15 protein-coding genes are annotated in these 16,072 nt (G+C 71.7%); 7 read left to right on the forward strand and 8 right to left on the reverse strand.

The window, feature by feature from the left end:
- Positions 1-2 precede the first annotated feature (2 nt).
- Complete coding sequence (locus ACZ4MF_RS26930; protein ID WP_467494482.1) at positions 3-1,217, forward strand: acyl-CoA dehydrogenase family protein; 1,215 nt, start codon at positions 3-5, stop codon at positions 1,215-1,217.
- Positions 1,218-1,279: 62 nt separating this feature from the next.
- Here ACZ4MF_RS26930 and ACZ4MF_RS26935 read toward each other — a convergent pair whose 3' ends face one another.
- The 3 genes from ACZ4MF_RS26935 to ACZ4MF_RS26945 are packed head-to-tail and all read right to left on the reverse strand — an operon-like array spanning position 1,280 to position 4,351.
- Positions 1,280-1,873: a TetR/AcrR family transcriptional regulator gene (locus ACZ4MF_RS26935; RefSeq protein ID WP_071375821.1), complete on the reverse strand. Its 594-nt coding sequence runs from the start codon at positions 1,871-1,873 to the stop codon at positions 1,280-1,282.
- A 37-nt stretch (positions 1,874-1,910) separates the two neighbouring features.
- The gene (locus tag ACZ4MF_RS26940) at positions 1,911-3,581 is read right to left on the reverse strand and encodes a class I adenylate-forming enzyme family protein (protein ID WP_467494483.1); all 1,671 of its coding nucleotides are present in this window, start codon (positions 3,579-3,581) and stop codon (positions 1,911-1,913) included.
- Complete coding sequence (locus ACZ4MF_RS26945; RefSeq protein ID WP_467494484.1) at positions 3,578-4,351, reverse strand: SDR family NAD(P)-dependent oxidoreductase; 774 nt, start codon at positions 4,349-4,351, stop codon at positions 3,578-3,580. The genes ACZ4MF_RS26940 and ACZ4MF_RS26945 overlap by 4 nt, the downstream gene beginning before the upstream one ends.
- A gap of 95 nt (positions 4,352-4,446) precedes the next feature.
- Here ACZ4MF_RS26945 and ACZ4MF_RS26950 point away from each other — a divergent pair, with 95 nt between their 5' ends.
- On the forward strand, positions 4,447-5,667 hold the full coding sequence (locus ACZ4MF_RS26950; RefSeq protein ID WP_467494485.1) for an exo-beta-N-acetylmuramidase NamZ family protein: 1,221 nt from the start codon (positions 4,447-4,449) through the stop codon (positions 5,665-5,667).
- A gap of 29 nt (positions 5,668-5,696) precedes the next feature.
- Positions 5,697-6,992 carry a serine-threonine protein kinase gene (locus ACZ4MF_RS26955; RefSeq protein ID WP_467494486.1) on the forward strand — a complete coding sequence of 432 codons (1,296 nt, stop codon included), beginning with the start codon at positions 5,697-5,699 and terminating at the stop codon, positions 6,990-6,992.
- A 39-nt stretch (positions 6,993-7,031) separates the two neighbouring features.
- On the opposite strand, the gene ACZ4MF_RS26960 is transcribed toward ACZ4MF_RS26955, so the two are convergent.
- Positions 7,032-9,821, reverse strand: coding sequence for a penicillin acylase family protein (locus tag ACZ4MF_RS26960; protein ID WP_467494487.1), 2,790 nt, complete (start codon positions 9,819-9,821; stop codon positions 7,032-7,034).
- 218 nt (positions 9,822-10,039) lie between these two features.
- Here ACZ4MF_RS26960 and ACZ4MF_RS26965 point away from each other — a divergent pair, with 218 nt between their 5' ends.
- The 3 genes from ACZ4MF_RS26965 (at position 10,040) to ACZ4MF_RS26975 (ending at position 12,658) form a co-directional block, all read left to right on the forward strand.
- The gene (locus tag ACZ4MF_RS26965; RefSeq protein ID WP_467494488.1) at positions 10,040-10,642 is read left to right on the forward strand and encodes a hypothetical protein; all 603 of its coding nucleotides are present in this window, start codon (positions 10,040-10,042) and stop codon (positions 10,640-10,642) included.
- Positions 10,643-10,738: 96 nt separating this feature from the next.
- The gene (locus ACZ4MF_RS26970; RefSeq protein WP_467494489.1) at positions 10,739-11,533 is read left to right on the forward strand and encodes a 3-keto-5-aminohexanoate cleavage protein; all 795 of its coding nucleotides are present in this window, start codon (positions 10,739-10,741) and stop codon (positions 11,531-11,533) included.
- Positions 11,534-11,590: 57 nt separating this feature from the next.
- Positions 11,591-12,658 (forward strand): RNA ligase (ATP), encoded by a 1,068-nt coding sequence (locus tag ACZ4MF_RS26975; protein WP_467494490.1) that lies wholly within the window; start codon positions 11,591-11,593, stop codon positions 12,656-12,658.
- Between the two features lie 52 nt (positions 12,659-12,710).
- Here ACZ4MF_RS26975 and soxR read toward each other — a convergent pair whose 3' ends face one another.
- On the reverse strand, positions 12,711-13,169 hold the full coding sequence (gene soxR / locus ACZ4MF_RS26980; RefSeq protein ID WP_467494491.1) for a redox-sensitive transcriptional activator SoxR: 459 nt from the start codon (positions 13,167-13,169) through the stop codon (positions 12,711-12,713).
- Between the two features lie 105 nt (positions 13,170-13,274).
- Between soxR and ACZ4MF_RS26985 the strand changes: the two genes are divergently transcribed.
- Positions 13,275-13,736: a MaoC family dehydratase gene (locus ACZ4MF_RS26985; protein WP_356022481.1), complete on the forward strand. Its 462-nt coding sequence runs from the start codon at positions 13,275-13,277 to the stop codon at positions 13,734-13,736.
- A gap of 13 nt (positions 13,737-13,749) precedes the next feature.
- Here ACZ4MF_RS26985 and ACZ4MF_RS26990 read toward each other — a convergent pair whose 3' ends face one another.
- The 3 genes from ACZ4MF_RS26990 to ACZ4MF_RS27000 all read right to left on the reverse strand — a co-directional run bounded on the left by ACZ4MF_RS26990 (position 13,750) and on the right by ACZ4MF_RS27000 (position 15,992).
- Entirely contained in the window at positions 13,750-14,373 is a 624-nt protein-coding gene (locus ACZ4MF_RS26990) for a TetR/AcrR family transcriptional regulator (protein ID WP_467494492.1), read from the reverse strand.
- Between the two features lie 118 nt (positions 14,374-14,491).
- The gene (locus ACZ4MF_RS26995) at positions 14,492-14,779 is read right to left on the reverse strand and encodes a YiaA/YiaB family inner membrane protein (RefSeq protein ID WP_356022485.1); all 288 of its coding nucleotides are present in this window, start codon (positions 14,777-14,779) and stop codon (positions 14,492-14,494) included.
- Positions 14,780-14,840: 61 nt separating this feature from the next.
- Positions 14,841-15,992: an acyl-CoA dehydrogenase family protein gene (locus ACZ4MF_RS27000; RefSeq protein WP_467494561.1), complete on the reverse strand. Its 1,152-nt coding sequence runs from the start codon at positions 15,990-15,992 to the stop codon at positions 14,841-14,843.
- Positions 15,993-16,072 lie beyond the last annotated feature (80 nt).

Genomic DNA, 16,072 nt, shown 5'->3' on the forward strand with positions numbered 1-16,072 from the left:
AAATGGACTTCGCGTTCGACGCGCGCACCGAGGAACTGCGCGCCAAGCTGCTCGCCTTCATGGACGAGTACGTCTACCCCGCCGAAGCGGTCGCCGAGGAGCAGCGGGCCGCGCTGGCCTCCCCCTGGGACACCCCGGCCGTGGTCCACGAGCTCAAGGCCGAGGCCCGCAGGCAGGGCCTGTGGAACCTCTTCCTCCCGGACGCCGAGTACGGCGCGGGCCTCACGAACCTCCAGTACGCGCCCCTGGCCGAGATCACCGGCCGCTCCCCGCATCTCGCGCCCACGGCGACGAACTGCGCCGCGCCCGACACCGGCAACATGGAAGTGCTGGCGCAGTTCGCCGACGAGCGGCAGAAGAAGCAGTGGCTGGAGCCGCTGCTGGCCGGCGAGATCCGCTCGGCGTTCGCGATGACCGAGCCGGAGGTGGCCTCGTCCGACGCCACCAACATCACCACCCACATAGAACGGGACGGCGACGACTACGTCATCACCGGCCGCAAGTGGTACATCTCCGGAGCGATGAACCCGGACTGCAAGATCTTCATCGTGATGGGCAAGACGGACCCGGACGGCGCCGACATCCGCCGCCAGCAGTCGATGGTCCTGGTCCCGCGCGACACCCCGGGCGTCATCGTCAAGCGGGCGATGCAGGTCTTCGGCTACGAGGACCACTCGCACGGCGGCCACGCCGAGGTGATCTTCGACCACGCGCGCGTGCCGGTCACGAACCTCGTCGGCGAGGAGGGCGGCGGCTTCGCCATCGCCCAGGCCCGGCTCGGCCCCGGCCGGATCCACCACTGCATGCGGCTGATCGGCATGGCCGAGCGCGCGATCGAGCTGATGTGCCGCCGCGCGGTGTCCCGTACGGCGTTCGGCAAGGCGCTGGCCCAGCAGGGGGTCGTCCAGAACTGGATCGCCGATGCCCGGGTGACGGTGGAGCAGCTGCGGCTGCTGGTGCTGAAGACGGCCTGGCTGATGGACACCGTCGGCAACAGGGGCGCCCACACGGAGATCCAGGCGATCAAGATCGCCACCCCGCGCGCGGTGGTCGGCATCCTGGACCGGGCGATCCAGCTGCACGGCGCGGGCGGCGTGAGCCAGGACTTCCCGCTGGCCGAGCTGTACGCGAGCGCCCGCACCCTGATGCTGGCGGACGGCCCGGACGAAGTGCACCAGCGGTCGCTGGCGCGGCGGGAGTTGAAGAAGTACCTGTAAGGCGGCGCAGGGAGCACGGGTAAGGGGCGTCCGCCGGACGGGCGCCCCTTACCCGTGCGTCGCTACGGCCGCAGCGCCCGCAGCAGCAGGTCCGCCAGGTGGTCGGCGACCTGCTGCGGGGTGAGCGGGCCGTTCGGGCGGTACCAGGTCGACAGGTGGTGGACCGAGCCGAAGTGGTAGTCCACGACGAGATCGGCCGGGGTCGCCGTGGAGAAGACGCCCTCCTTCTGGCCCTCCTCGATCAGCGCGCGGAACCGTTCGTGGTAGCGCCTGCGCTCGGCGCGGACCTGCTTGCTCTTCTCCGGGCTCAGATGGTGCATCGAGCGGAAGAAGATCATCGCGTCGTCGAGGTTCTCGATCGTCGTGACGACCACGTCCGCCGCGGCGCCCCGCAGGCGCTGCTCGACCGGTGCGGCCATGTCGGCGAAGTGGTCGAGCCGCTCCATCTGGAGGCGCAGCACGCGCGCGTACACCTCGTGCAGGAGGTCGTCCTTGGAGCCGAAGTAGTGGTACAGCGCGCCCTTGGTGACGCCTGCCGCCTCCACGATCTCCTGCACCGAGGTGCGGTCGTAACCCTGCTCGGCGAAGAGCCGGGTGGCGGCGGCCAGCAGCCGCTGCGGGACGGGTGTCCCGTCCCCGTCCGTCGTCCTGGGCACTGCCGGCCACCTGCCTTTCCGTGTCGCTCGATGGTGCTCAGTGTTCGTCGTGCGCGCGGGAACGCAGTTCCCGGCGGAGGATCTTCCCACTCGCCGTCTTCGGCAGCTCGGGCAGGATCTCCACCTGACGCGGGTACTTGTAAGCCGCAAGTCTCTCCTTGCAGTACACCGCGAGTTCGTCCGGGTCCGTCTCGGCGCCCGGACGCAGGCTGATATACGCCTTGACGGTCTCGCCACGATAGCCGTCGGGCACCCCGACGACGGCCGCCTCGCGCACCGCCGGGTGGGTGTAGAGCACGTCCTCGACCTCGCGCGGCCACACCTTGAAGCCGGACGCGTTGATCATGTCCTTCTTGCGGTCGACGACGTAAAGCCAGCCCTGCTCGTCCATGAAGCCGATGTCGCCGGTGCGCAGCTCGCCGTCCGGGAAGGTCTCGGCGGTGGCCTCCGGGCGCCGCCAGTAGCCGGGTATGACCTGCGGGCCGCGCACGACGATCTCACCCTGTTCCCCGAACGGCACCTCCTCGCCCCGCTCGTCCAGGATGCGCACGAGCGTGTCGGCGCCGGGCACGCCGACCGACAGCGTCCCGGAGACGGGGTCCACCGGCGCCTCCAGGCCGGGCGGGACGGAGGCGCAGGGGGCGGTGCACTCGGTGAGGCCGTAGCCGACCCGGATGTAGGGCCCGAAGCGCTCCCGGAACCCCTCGACGAGGGCGGGCGGCACGGGGGCGCCGCCGGAGGAGATGTTGACGAAGGAGGCGAAGTGCTCGCGCGTCGCGTCCGGTCGGGCGGCCAGCGCCATGAAGGCGGTGGCGGGGCCGACCGTGTAGTGCGGGCGGTGCTCGGCGAACGCCTCCAGGACGACCCCGGGCTCGAAGCGGTAGGTGAGCACCAGGGTGCCCGCGCTGTTCAGACAGGCGCCGAACTGGCAGACCATGCCGGTGATGTGGAACAGCGGCGCGAGCGCGTAGTACACGGGCGCCTCGGGCAGCCCGAGCCCGGTGCTCTGCCGCTCGGCGTTGTGCATGATGTTGGCGTGCGTGTTGGTGGCGCCCTTGGGCGTGCCGCTGGTGCCGGAGGTGTAGCTGATCAGGGCGATGTCGTCCGGACGCGGAGCGCGGCCCTCGGGCGCCGTACCGCCCTGCCGGGCGACGGCCACGAGATCGTCGGCGTCGGCGGCCCGCGACGGCCGCTCGAACCCGAGCACGCGCGCGTCGTCACGCGTCTGGAAGTCCAGCTCGGACGCGGTGAGCACGATCCGCACCGGCGAGCCGGCCGCCGGCTCGCGCAGATACGACTCCCAGGCCCGGTCGGAGCAGACCAGCGCGGTCACCTCGCCGTCCCGCAGGACGTGCCCCACCTCGGCCGACTTGTACATCGGGTTGACGGGGACGACGACCGCGCCCGCCTTCCAGGCGCCGAGGAGGGCGAGCACGAAGTGCGGGGAGTTCTGGAGCAGCACGGCCACGCGGTCACCGCGCTCCAGCCCGCGCGCGGCGAGGTGGGCGGCGACGGAGTCGCTCAGCGCGTCCACCTCGCGGTAGCTCAGCCGGGCGTCGAAGTAGGCGAGGAAGCTGCGGTCGGGGGCCTCGGCGACGGCGGCGGCGAGCGCGTGCACCAGCGAGTCGGCGGGGTCGACGGGACCGCGCTGGGCCTCGTCGAGCAGGGCGAGCCAGGGCCGGTCGGCGTACCGGGAAGGGCGGCTCACCGGGCCTCCTCCCACGTGCGCTGGATGCGGTTCATGCCGCGCAGCCAGCGGTCGGGCTCGGCGGCGCGCGCCTGGTAGAAACCGGCCACCTCGGGGTGCGGCAGGATCAGGAAGCGATCCTCCTCGATCCCCCGGAACAGGTCGTCCGCGACGGCCTGCGGCTCGATCGCGGTCGACTGGAGCACCAGCTCCCCGGCGCTGCCGGTCGCGGCCAGCATGTCCGTGCGCACGCCCTGCGGACAGATCGCGTGCACCTTGACGCCCCGGTGCCGGTACGTCAGCGCCAGCCACTCGGCGAAGGCGTAGGCGCCGTGCTTGGTGACGCTGTAGGAGGGGGCGCCGATCATGGTGAGCAGCCCGGCGGCCGACACGGTGGACACGAACCGGCCGCGGCCGCGCTCCAGCCAGTCGGGCAGCAGCTCATGGGCCGCGCGGACGTGCGCCATGACGTTCACGTCCCAGGACAGCGCCCAGGACCGCTCGTCGAGCGGCCCGCCCGCACCGCCGTCCTCGAAGGCGACCCCGGCGTTCGCGCAGTAGACGTCGACGGTGCCGCCGAGTGCGTCCCGGGCGTCGGCGACGATCGCGGAGGCGTCGCCGGGCACGGCGGTCCCGCCGATCTCCGCGGCCACCGCCTTCGCCTTCTCGGCGTCCAGGTCGTTCACGACGACCCGCGCCCCCTCGGCGGCGAACCGCCGGGCCAGCGCGGCCCCGATCCCTCCGCCCGCCCCCGTGACAACCACTCCCGCATCCTGCACGGCTTCCACCATCGGTCTCCTTCGACACGACGCGACTCGGCTCAGCGCTCGCCAGACTAACCAGTCGGTATGTGTAAAAGGAAGAGCGACCGCACCACCCTCAAGGCATGCCTCTGTCCCGACGGAACCTCCTCGCATCGGCCACGCTGGCCGCCGCCCCACGCCCGCCGATGCACCGCGAACGCGTGCGAACCGGCTTCGAAAGGCTCGCGGCCGACGGCTACTCCCTGCTGGCGGACCAGCGCGTCGGCGTCGTCACCAACCCCACCGGCATCACCCGGGACGCCCTGCACATCGTCGACGTGATGCACCGGGACCCCCGGGTGAGGCTGACGGCGGTCTTCGGCCCCGAGCACGGCTTCCGGGGCACCGCGCAGGCCGGCGGCTCCGAGGGCCGCTCCACCGACCCGGCGACGGGCCTGCCAGTCTACGACACGTACCTCAGGAGCGGCCGGGCCCTCGCCGACATCTTCACCGCCGCCGGCGTCGACACGGTCGTCTTCGACATCCAGGACGTCGGCGCGCGCTTCTACACGTACATCTGGACGCTCTACGACTGCATGGAGGCGGCCCGGCTCGCAGGGAAGCGGTTCGTGGTCCTCGACCGGCCCAATCCGGTGACCGGCCGCGAGGCCCGCGGACCGGTCCTGCACAAGGAGTTCGCGACCTTCGTCGGCCGGCAGCCGATCGCGCAGGCCCACGGCATGACCGTCGCGGAGCTGGCGCGGCTGTTCAACGGGGAGTTCCTGGACCGGCCGGTCGCGCTGGACACCGTCCCGGTGAGCGGCTGGCGGCGCTCGGACTGGTACGACGCCGCCGCCCTGCCGTGGGTGCCGCCGAGCCCGAACATGCCGACCCCCGACACGGCGCTCGTCTACTCCGGCACCTGCATGATGGAGGGCACCAACCTCTCGGAGGGCAGGGGCACGACGAGGCCCTTCGAACTGCTCGGCGCCGAGGGCGTCGACGGCCGCTGGGCCGCCGCCGCGAACCAACTCGCCCTGCCCGGCGTCCGGTTCAGGGAGGCGTACTTCGCGCCCACGTTCTCCAAGTTCGCGGGCAGGACGGTCGGCGGGGTGCAGATCCACGTGACGGACCGGACCGCCTACGACCCGGTACGCACCGGGATCGCGCTCCTGGTGACCGCGAAGCGGGTCTGGGCGGACTTCGCCTGGCGGCCGGACGACTGGATCGACAAGCTCACCGGTTCGGACCGGGTGCGCACGATGATCGACGCGGGCGCGGGCACGGACGAGGTGACGGGCGCCTGGCAGGACGAGCTGGCCGCGTTCCGGCGTACGCGAAAGGGGTATCTCCTGTACGAGTGAGGCCCGATGGACGGCCGAGGGAGCCCGGCATGGCGGATCCTGGAACGATCGTGTCTCCCTACTGGGAGCTGACCTTCGACGCGGACGGGGACGTGGACGGCCCCGAGCGCGACCGGTTGCTGGCACAGGTCGCGCAGCGCGGCGTCCGTGACCTGATCGTCTTCGCCCACGGCTGGAACGACGACCGTTCGGGCGCGACCGCCCTGTACCGCCGTTTCTTCGCCCCGATCCCCGGGCTCGCCCCGCGCGCCCGGCTCGGCTACGTGGGCGTGATCTGGCCGTCGATGCGCTTCAGCGACGAGCCGATCCCCGACTTCCCGAGGTCGACGGCGGTCGCGGCGGCGCAGCCGGCGGGGCTGGACGCGGACACCCAACGGGCGTTGGTGGCGGTCTTCCCGGACCGGGCGGCGCTGATCGGCCGGTTGGCCCGGATGCTGGACGAACGGCCGGACGGCGCCGAGGGGCTGGCCGAGTTCGGGCGGCTGGTGCGGCGGCTGATCGACGGGGAGCGGCTGCCCGGCGTCGCCGACACGGAGGAGGAGGGCGAGCCGCGGGTGTTCGCCGAGGACCCGGCGACCGCGTGCGCGGAGTTCGCCGAGGCGCTCGCGTCGGTCCGGCCCGCGGCAGCCCCCGCCGAGGGGTTCAGCATCCCGAACCCCTGGGAGGGCGCCAAGGAGCTGCTGCGGCAGGCGGCGTACTACACGATGAAGCGGCGCGCCGGGACCGTCGGCGAGCGCGGACTCGGCCCGGCGATCGGGAAGCTGGCGGAGGCGGTGCCCGGGGTGCGGGTGCATCTGATGGGGCACAGCTTCGGCGGGCGGCTGGTGTCGTTCGCGCTGCGCGGGCTGCCCGACGGGGTGCGGGCGGTGAAGTCGGTGACGCTGCTGCAAGGCGCCTTCTCGCACTACGCGTTCGCGGAGCGGGTGCCGCAGGCCCCGGACCGGGCGGGGGCGTTGAAGGACCAGCAGCGGCGGATCGACGGCCCGCTGGTGGCCTGCTACTCGCACTTCGACTCCGCGCTCGGCACGTTCTATCCGCTGGCCTCCCGGCTGTCGGGGGACGACCGCTCGTGCGTGGGCAGCGAGATCGCGGCCCTGCTCGGGCCGGAGTGGGGTGCCATGGGGCACGACGGGGTGCAGGCGGTGCCGGGGGCCGCGCGGCTGGACCTCGCGACGGCGCTGGCGTCGGGGCTGCCGGCGGCGGGGTGCGTGAGCGTGGACGCGGCGTCGGTCGTCCGCCGGGGCGGCCCGCCGGCCGGGGCGCACAGCGACATCGTGCACGCCGAGCTGGCGCGGGTGGTCCTGGCGGCGGGCCGTATCGGCTGAGCCGGCCCGCCGCCGGGGCGTCACCTCGTCCGCGTCACCTCATCGGTGCGAGGTGTACTCCACCACCTGCTGGAAGGTCGGCCGGTTCTGCCAGCTGATGTTGCCGTGCTTGATGCCGCCCAGGGTGCGCTGCACGATCGAGTCGGCGCACCACTGGTCGCCCGCGGAGCACAGCGAGTCTCCGGGGTAGACCTGGGCGGCGGTCATGCCCGCGGCCTGGTCCAGGGTGCTGATCAGGATGTTCCGGCAGGAGCCGAGGTCACCGCCGCCGCAGTACGTCTCGGCGAGTCCGCCCTGCACGTTCTCCCCGAGCACCGCCCGGATGTCCTTGTCGACATAGCTCCACCAGCCGTACTGGAAGGAGCTGCCGGCGTGCGAGCCGGTCGGGCCGTGTCCGGCGGACGGGGCCTCGTCGATCGACAGGTTGCCGGTCAGGTCGGTGTACAGGTCGCTGCCGAGGCCGGGTTCGAACTCCGCCTTGACCAGCAGCGGCCACCACGCGTCCAGGATGCGGATCGCGTCGGCGTCGGCGTACGTCTTGGAACCCGCCGAGGTCTCGGTGCGCCGCGCGCCCGCGGTGCTCCAGGCCTGGAGCTTGTTCACCGCGGCGACGGCCGTGGGGTCGGTCACCGCCGAGGAGTTGATCACCTTCAGCAGCTTCGGCAGCACGTCCTCGGCGCGCAGGTCGGCGAGGGCCGCGTCCGCCATGGCCTGCACCAGCTGGGTCCGGGTCACGCCGCCGGCCGCGACCAGCTTCTTCACCCGGTCGTCCAGCAGATTGCCGCGGTGCACCGAGCCGTCGCCCCAGGACGCGGTCGTGTAGTCCTTGGCCTGCTTGTTGTTCCAGGAGACGTAGTAGTCCTGGTCGATCGAGTTGGGATGCGCGGAGGCCGGGGTGTAGTCGGCCGTGTTGGTGTCCGGGTCCCAGTTCCGCCACTCGTACGCGGGCTGCGCCCAGACGGGGAACTCGGCGTCGACACCGGCGGCCCGGACCGGGTTGTCACCGCTGTTGTAGTACGCGGTGTGCCGGGAGTCGGCGTAGAACCAGTTGAACGTGAAGTTGATGTGCTGGGCCGCGCTCTGGAAGTCCTGGGGACCCTTGACGTAGTCCGGGTCGTTCAGCATCTGGAAGCCGATGATCGAGTCGGCCTCGTGCAGGTACGACGAGCGCAGCGTGGTGTAGGCGACCTTCTTGCCGCCGACGCTCGCGCGGTACTCCACCGGCCCGTACTTCGTGCGCCAGACCTTCATCGTGTACGACCCGGCCGGCGTGCTGTCGGCCGTGGTCGGTGACCAGGAGTTCTTCTGCTCGACCTCGTCCATGGCCGTACAGGTGCCGTGGTACAGGTAGTGGTGGTCGTCCTGGCACAGCTCGACGGCGTAGGTGTCGATGATGTCCTGGCCCGAGGTGGTCGCGGACCACGAGTAGTCCTGGCCGCGGCCGAGTTCGACGTACATGCTCAGGCCCGCGAAGGAGGCGCCGCGCGCGCTGATGCCGGGGCCCTGGATCTCCTGGAGCATGAGCAACTGCGGGGCGAAGTAGCCGGTCTGCGGCCCGAAGACGGCGATCGGATGCCCGCCGGCGGTGTACTTGCCGCTCACGACGAGGGCGTTGGACATCCCGCGGTGGGACGAGCTGAGCGTGGTCTTCGCCGCGGCGGCGGAGGTGCTCCTGGCGGCCGTGGTGGCCGCGCTGCCCGTACGGTCGTAGACGAGCGGCTCCTGGGTGACCGAGCCGGCGTCGGGCAGGGCCTCGCCCTGGGCGGTGTCCGGCTTGCCGCCGTAGGGGAAGCTCGATCCGTCGTGGACGGTCAGCACGGCCTCGGGGTCGTTGCGTTCACGGAAGGACTCCCAGACCTTGGTGCCCTCCTCGACCCCGTACTTCTGCTGGGCGGCGAGCAGGGAGACGGCGTTGTTGACCTCGCCGCCGCCGCCGGAGCCGAACAGCGTGCCGATGACGGAGGCCAGCGCCACCAGGTCGGTGATCTTGAAGTGGTCTATGGTGCCGGCGTTGGTGATCGGGTCCTTGTGGCCGGTGAGGTCGTACTCGCCGGGGAAGTAGCGGCCGCTGTCGGAGGCGTCGATGTACGAGTTGATGCCCGCGAGGTAGGCGTCGGCGTCGGCGAGGGCCTGCTGGCCGCGGGCGCCGTTCCTGGCCACCGCGTTGTCGATCTGGGCCTGGAGGTCGGCCTCGGTGTAGGGCGCGTTGCGGTAGAACTCCTGCTCCAGGCCCTGGTTGGCGGCCGCGCCGCCGGCGAAGGAGGTCAGCTGGCCGCGGCCGACGTGCCGGAAGACGTCCATCAGCCACAACCGGTCCTCGGCCGCCGCGTATCCGGCGCCGAACTCGGTGCCGTACCGCGTACTGCCTGTGATGTGCGGCACGCCGGTCTTCTTGTCGCGGACGATCGTCACGTCACTGCGGCCGGCCGGGTTCTCGGTGGAGGCGACCTGGTCGGACGGGACGCCGAACGACGAGTCGTTGAAGAAGTTGTTGATCGTCGCGTCGGTCAGGCCCTTGTAGCCGCTCGCCAGGTTCGCGTACGGGCCGAGTTGGTCCTCGGCGTGCGAAGGCTGGGTGCCGAAGGCCTGGTTGAGCAGGATCTGCGCGAGGGTGGCGTTGCCGTTCTCGCCGGGCGGCAGGATGTCGGAGCACTGGCCGCCGCAGTAGTCGTTCGAGGCGGTGGCCGTGGCGGCGGAGGCCGCCGTCTGCGTGAGAGGGGAGAGCAGGCCGCCGACGAGGACGCAGATCGAGGCGGTCTTCAGGAACCTGGTGAAGCGGCGGGACGTTCTCAGTCTGACAAGGGCGGTGCGTGGGGTTCGCCGTGGCATGGCAGCTCCAAGCGACTGGGGTGGCCGAACGTTACCGCCGGTATCCCCAGCTTTAAAGATGAACATGCGTCAGTTTTGGGAGTCGGCAAGCAGAACCACAGGACGAGATGGAGCCGAATCGCCTGTCGATACGTCTACTCGTCGACGCCGCGCGCGGTTCGCGAGGCAACGCCGAAGTGACCGAAGTACAGGTGCAGGTGTGACGGAGGTGCAGGGCGATGGCGGGTTTCCGGAGTCTGGCGAGACAGGTACGCGATCCGGGCTGCGATCTGGCACTGCGGCGGTACTCACTGCGCAAGTGCCTTGAGAAGTTCGCCCCTTACGGGCATCGGGCGACCTGGGACCATCTCTGCTCCCGGGCGGGCTTCGGCCCGGAGGACCGCTCCCCCGACCCGGTGCGGCTCGTGGCCGCGCTGGAGGAGCTGGAGGAGGCCCGGTCCGTCTGGCTCGCCTATGAGACCGACTTCACCGAGCGGCGCAGGAAGGAGAAGCACGACGGGCTGCGCCGGCCGGGCAGCGTGGACGACTGGCACCGGATGACCTGGGGGGGCTTCGGGGTCGCCTGGTGCGAAGACCCCCGGGTGCACCCGCACGAGCCGCTGGCGGAAGTGCTGCGCCGCCTGATCACCGCGCTGGAGCGCACACCGGGTTCGTGCTGCCCGGTCTGCGGCGCGGACCGCCTGGTCTGGCGCTACGGCCTGGACCACGAGCCGTCCTCCGGCCCTGTCTGCACGGACTGCGGGATCCTCGTCCCGCGTCCGCTGCTCACCGCGCGCGTGCTGGAGTACGCCCGGCGCGAACGGCTGCTGATGTCGGCCTGAGAACGGGGGGTCTTCCCTCGGGGGGTGCGAAGGGGGATGCCGCACCCCTGCCCGGGACCGAGCCCGTTGTCAGTGGCCACTGCCACCATCGGGGGCATGGTGCAGGTCTGTCTGAACGGGCGCCGCTCCGCCGTCGACGGCGCGAGCGTGCCGATGTCACCACAAGAGCTGGCCCGCAGCGCGGCGGAAGCCGTGGCAGCCGGGGCCACCGAGATCCATGTCCACCCCAGGACGCCGTGCGGCCACGACAGTCTCTCCCCGCGCGTCCTCGCACCCACGCTGGAGGCGATCCGGGCACGGGTGGCGGTTCCGGTCGGGGTGACCACGGGCGCGTGGGCGGAGCCCGACCCCGCGGCCCGGCTCGCGCGGGTGCGCAGCTGGTCGGCGCTTCCCGACTTCGCCTCGGTCAACTGGCACGAGCCGGGCGCCGAAGCGGTCGCCCGGCAGTTGCTGGACAGGGGCGTGGGCGTCGAGGCGGGCCTGTGGTCCGGCACGGACGGCGCGGCCCGGTTCGCGCGCTCCCCGCTCGGGCCGAGGGTGCTGCGCGTGCTGGCCGAGGTGACGGATCCGGACCCGGCGAGCGCCGAGTCCTCGGCACGGACCCTGCTGTCCGCGCTCGGCGAGACGTACGGCCGCCCGGTGCTGCTGCACGGCGAGGAGGGCGGCACCTGGCCGGTGCTGCGCCTGGCCGCCCGGTCGGGCCTCGCGACCCGGATCGGCCTGGAGGACACGCTGTTCCTCCCGGACGGCCGCCGCGCATCCGGCAACGCCGAGCTGGTCGCGGAGGGCCTGGTCCAGTACGCGCGCTCCCGGGGCCGGGCAGGAGCCGAGGATCACGACGGTAGCAGCCGCCAATCCACTCGCTCCAGCCGTTTACGGCTCGCAGAGTAGGGCGTGATGAAACACGTCTGAGGGCCGTCAACGTGCCCTTCTCCCCGAGGAGTTGCGATGTCGACGCTGCGCGTCACCGCCGAAGTGCTGACCGTCCACGAGCATCCGAACGCCGACGCGCTCGAACTGGCCCAGGTGGGCCTGTACCGCGCGGTCGTCGCCAAGGGCGCGTACCGCACCGGTGATGCCGCCGTCTACATCCCCGAGCAGGCCGTGCTGCCGCCCGGGCTGGTCGAGGAGCTGGGGCTGACCGGCCGGCTGGCGGGCGGCGAGGCCAACCGGGTCAGGGCGGTGCGGCTGCGCGGCGAGCTGTCGCAGGGCATCGTGTGCCGGCCGACGGCGCTGGCCGGCCTCGACCTGGCGCACGCGGCGGCCGAAGGCACGGACTTCGCCGAGCTGCTGGGCATCACCAAGTGGGTGCCGCCGGTTCCGCCGACCATGAACGGCGAGGTCGAGCAGGCGGCCGCGCTGCTGCCCTGGGTCGACATCGAGAACATCCAGCGCTACCCGGACATCTTCACGCCGGGCGAGCCGGTCGTCCTCACGGAGAAGCTGCACGGCTCGGCCTGCCTGCTGACGTACGTCGCCGGTGAGGGCCGGGCGTACGTGTCCTCCAAGGGCTTCGGCGCCAAGTCCCTGGCGCTGAAGGAGGATCCGCGGAACCTGTACTGGCGGGCGGTGCGCGGACACGGCGTCGCCGAGGCCGCCGCACGGCTCTGCGAACGGCTGGGCGCCACCCGGATCGGCGTCTTCGGGGAGGTGTACGGCGCGGGGGTGCAGGACCTGGCCTACGGCGCGGACGGCCGGCGGGAGACGCTGGGGTACGCGGCGTTCGACGTGTCGGCCGAGATCGACGGCGTCGTCCGCTGGCTGGACGCCGCCGAGCTGCTGACGGGGGAACTGCCGCTGGTGCCCCGGCTGTACGCGGGGCCGTACGACATCGATCGGGTACGGGAGTTCGCGAGCGGCCGGGAGACCGTGTCCGGACGGGGACTGCACCTGCGGGAGGGCGTGGTCATACGGCCCACGGTGGAGCGGTACAGCGCGGTGACGGGGGGCCGGGCCATCGCGAAGGCGGTGAGCCCGGCGTATCTGACGAGGAAGGGCGGCACCGAGTACGAGTAGGGGGCACACCCGGCGGGGCACCGGACCCCCGACGGTCGACACCGCGCGGCGATCAGCGCCCCTCCGCGAACAGCCGCGACCCAGTCAGCCGCTCGCCGAACACGTCGTCCGGGTTCGACAGCACGCAGTTCTCCAGCGACAGGCAGCCGCACCCGATGCAGTCGGTCAGGTGATCCCGCAACCGGTTCAGCTGCCTGATGCGCTCGTCCAGCTCCGAGCGCCACCGCTGCGACAGCCGCGCCCAGTCCTCACGGTTCGGTGTGCGCTCCTCGGGCAGCTCCGCCAGGGCGTCCCGGATCATGGCCAGCGGGATGCCGACCCGCTGGGCCGCGCGGACGAAGGCGACCCGGCGCAGGGTGTCCCGGCTGTAGCGCCGCTGGTTGCCGGTGGTGCGCCGGCTGCTGATCAAGCCCTTGGCCTCGTAGAAGTGCAGCGCGGACACCGCGGCGCCACTGCGCGCGGACAGCTGGCCGACGGTCAGCTCATGGATCTTCTCGGGAATCTGGGGCACTCCTCACAGCCTAGCGACCCGATCCCCGTCGCGGTCCGTTGACAGGCGCCCCGCGCCCGACCATGCTAAGCAGTCGCTTAGAGAATCGAGCGAGAGGCCGGGAACATGGCAGAACCGAGGACCTTCACCTCCCCCGACGAGCTGAGGGCGGCCGTGGGCGAGCAGCTGGGGTACACCGACTGGCTGGAGGTCGACCAGAAGCGGATCGACCTGTTCGCCGACGCCACGGGCGACCACCAGTGGATCCACGTGGACCCGGAGAAGGCCGCGAAGGGGCCGTTCAAGACCACCATCGCCCACGGCTACCTCACGCTCTCGCTGCTGCCGCTGTTCGGCCCGCAGCTGATCCGGGTCGAGGGCGTGACGATGGGCGTGAACTACGGCACGAACAAGGTCCGCTTCCCCGCCCCCGTCCCCGTGGGCTCGCGGGTGCGCGCCACCGCGAAGATCACCGGCGTCGAGGACGTCACCGGCGGTGTCCAGGTGACGGTCGCGTTCACCGTGGAGCGCGAGGGCGGCGACAAGCCGGTGTGCGTGGCGGAGTCGGTGTCCCGGTACTACCTGTGACGGAGCGGGCGCCCTACCGGGCGCCCACCATCCGCAGGACGAGGTCGGCGTAGAGCGCGCCGACCTCCTCGGGCGTGCGCGGGCCGTTCACGGTGAACCAGCGGGCCACGTCGATGCAGAGCGAGAGCACGGCGAGCGTGGTGCCCTGGACGTCCAGCACGTCGAACTCACCCGCGGCCACGCCGTCCTCGATGATCCCGCGCACCTCGGCGTCGACCTGGCGGCGCAGCGCCACGATCTCCGCGCGGGCCTCGGGGCCGAGGGCGTCGAGTTCGTACTGCACGACCCGCGCGGTGGTGCGCCGCCCGGCGTGCCAGCGCACGAAGGAACTGACCGCGTCGGCCAGTCGCTCGGCCGCGGTGCCCTCGCGCCGCGCCGCCGTGCGCAGGATGTCGAGGGCCTTGTCGTGGCCGATCCGGCTGATCCGGTGGAGCAGCTCTTCCTTGGTCTTGTAGTGGATGTAGAGCGCGGCCGGGCTCATGCCGGCGCGGCCCGCGATGTCCCGGGTCGTCGTCGCGTGGTAGCCGCGCTCGGCGAAGGCCTCCACGGCGGCGACCAGCAGCCGCCGGGCCGCGTCAGGGGTGACCTCTTCCCACGGCTCGATCTCGCCGCCGGTCGTCTCCTGCGCCGCACTCATCGCTCGCTCGCCCCTCTCGATGACAGGAGCACCACCATACCGCCGAAGGTGAGCGCTCGCTTAGCGCGCCTGCCCGGATCTTCGCGGTTCAGATCTTCGCGGTTCAGATCTTCGCGGTTCAGATCTTCTCGAAAGGATCGTGCTCGGCGAGGAGCTTCTCCAGGCGGGCCTGGTCGACCCGGCTGACGATCTGCCCGGCCTCCTGCCGGTCCCGGATCACCTTGGCGAGGGTGAAGGCGGAGGTGACGAGGTACAGGACCGCGATCGCGAGGAAGGCCCGGACCCAGGCGTTGGTGTCGAGCTGGTAGATGCCGATGGCGGTGGCCGCCATGGCGATGGCGAAGGACGCGACGGACTGGCCGTAGAAGGCGGTCGTGCTCTGCTGCTTGACCGGTGTGTCACTCATGGGGAAGAGCATCGACGCACGTGGCCCGCGCCACATCCGCACACATACTCAGATCGGTTACTCAGAACGCCGAAACCCCGGTCAGGGAACGGCCGATGAGGAGCTTCTGGATCTGGCTGGTGCCCTCGTAGAGGGTCATCACACGGGCGTCGCGCAGGAGTTTGCCGGCCGGGTACTCGTCGATGTAGCCGTAGCCGCCGAAGACCTGGAGGGCGTTGTTCGCGGCGCGCACGGCGGCCTCGGAGGCGAACAGCTTGGCCTTGGAGGACTCGACGGCGAACGGCTGCCCGCGGTCGATCAGATCGGCGACCCGCCAGGTCAGCAGCCGGGCCGCGTCCACGTCGACGGCGATGTCGCTGATCAGCTCCTGCACCAGCTGGTGCCGGGCGATCGGCTTGCCGAACTGCTCGCGCTCACCGGCGTACCGCACGGCCGCGTCCAGCGCCGCCTGGGCGATGCCGACGCACCCGGCCGCCACCGACATCCGTCCCTTGGCGAGCGCCGACATGGCGACGGAGAAGCCCTTGCCCTCCTCCCCCAGCATCGCCGAGGCGGGCACCCGGACGTCCTCGAAGGCGAGTTCGGCGGTGGTCTGGCCGCGCAGGCCGAGCTTGCCGTGGATGGTACGGCGGGTCAGGCCGGGGGCGTCGGTGGGCACGAGGAAGGCGGAGACTCCCTTGTGGCCGGGGGCGTCGGTGGAGCGGGCGAAGAGCAGCACGACGTCCGCCCAGGTGCCGTTGGTGATGAACATCTTCGCGCCGTTGACGACGTAGTGGTCGCCGTCGCGTACGGCGCGGGTGGTGAGGTTGCCCGCGTCGGAGCCGGTGCCGGGCTCGGTGAGGCCGAAGCAGCCGACGTACTCCCCCGAGGTCAGACCCGGCAGCCAGCGGCGCTTGTGCTCCTCGTCACCCCAGGCGGCAATGGTCTTGGCGACGAGCCCGAGGGAGACGGAGACGATCCCGCGCACGGAGGAGTCGCCGCGGCCCAGTTCCTCGGTGACGAGGCAGTACGCGAGATGGTCGCCGCCGGAGCCGCCGTACTCCTCGGGGACGGTCAGCCCGAGGAAGCCGACGTCGCCGAGTTTCCGCACGATGCCCCGGTCGACCTCCTCGGCCCGGTCCCAGGCCACGACGTGCGGGGCGATCTCGCGCGCCACGAAGTCCCGGGCGAGCTGCCGTACGGCGGCCTGCTCCTCGCTCAGCTCCAGGTTCACCACGAGATCACCCCACAGAAGACGGCACGGCAGACGACGGCACGAGCGGCAGATCTTGAAAGCCGGACATTTAAATTAGC

This window comes from Streptomyces sp. NPDC025793, assembly GCF_055558375.1.

Coding starts and splice junctions, on each gene's coding strand:
- ACZ4MF_RS26995 (WP_356022485.1), bottom strand. CDS start 14,779: ATGAGTGACACACCGGTCAAGCAGCAGAGCACGACCGCCTTCTACGGC.
- ACZ4MF_RS26960 (WP_467494487.1), bottom strand. CDS start 9,821: ATGCCACGGCGAACCCCACGCACCGCCCTTGTCAGACTGAGAACGTCC.
- ACZ4MF_RS26955 (WP_467494486.1), top strand. CDS start 5,697: ATGGCGGATCCTGGAACGATCGTGTCTCCCTACTGGGAGCTGACCTTC.
- ACZ4MF_RS26945 (WP_467494484.1), bottom strand. CDS start 4,351: ATGGTGGAAGCCGTGCAGGATGCGGGAGTGGTTGTCACGGGGGCGGGC.
- ACZ4MF_RS26985 (WP_356022481.1), top strand. CDS start 13,275: ATGGCAGAACCGAGGACCTTCACCTCCCCCGACGAGCTGAGGGCGGCC.
- ACZ4MF_RS26990 (WP_467494492.1), bottom strand. CDS start 14,373: ATGAGTGCGGCGCAGGAGACGACCGGCGGCGAGATCGAGCCGTGGGAA.
- ACZ4MF_RS26950 (WP_467494485.1), top strand. CDS start 4,447: ATGCCTCTGTCCCGACGGAACCTCCTCGCATCGGCCACGCTGGCCGCC.
- ACZ4MF_RS26965 (WP_467494488.1), top strand. CDS start 10,040: ATGGCGGGTTTCCGGAGTCTGGCGAGACAGGTACGCGATCCGGGCTGC.
- ACZ4MF_RS26975 (WP_467494490.1), top strand. CDS start 11,591: ATGTCGACGCTGCGCGTCACCGCCGAAGTGCTGACCGTCCACGAGCAT.
- ACZ4MF_RS26930 (WP_467494482.1), top strand. CDS start 3: ATGGACTTCGCGTTCGACGCGCGCACCGAGGAACTGCGCGCCAAGCTG.
- ACZ4MF_RS26970 (WP_467494489.1), top strand. CDS start 10,739: ATGGTGCAGGTCTGTCTGAACGGGCGCCGCTCCGCCGTCGACGGCGCG.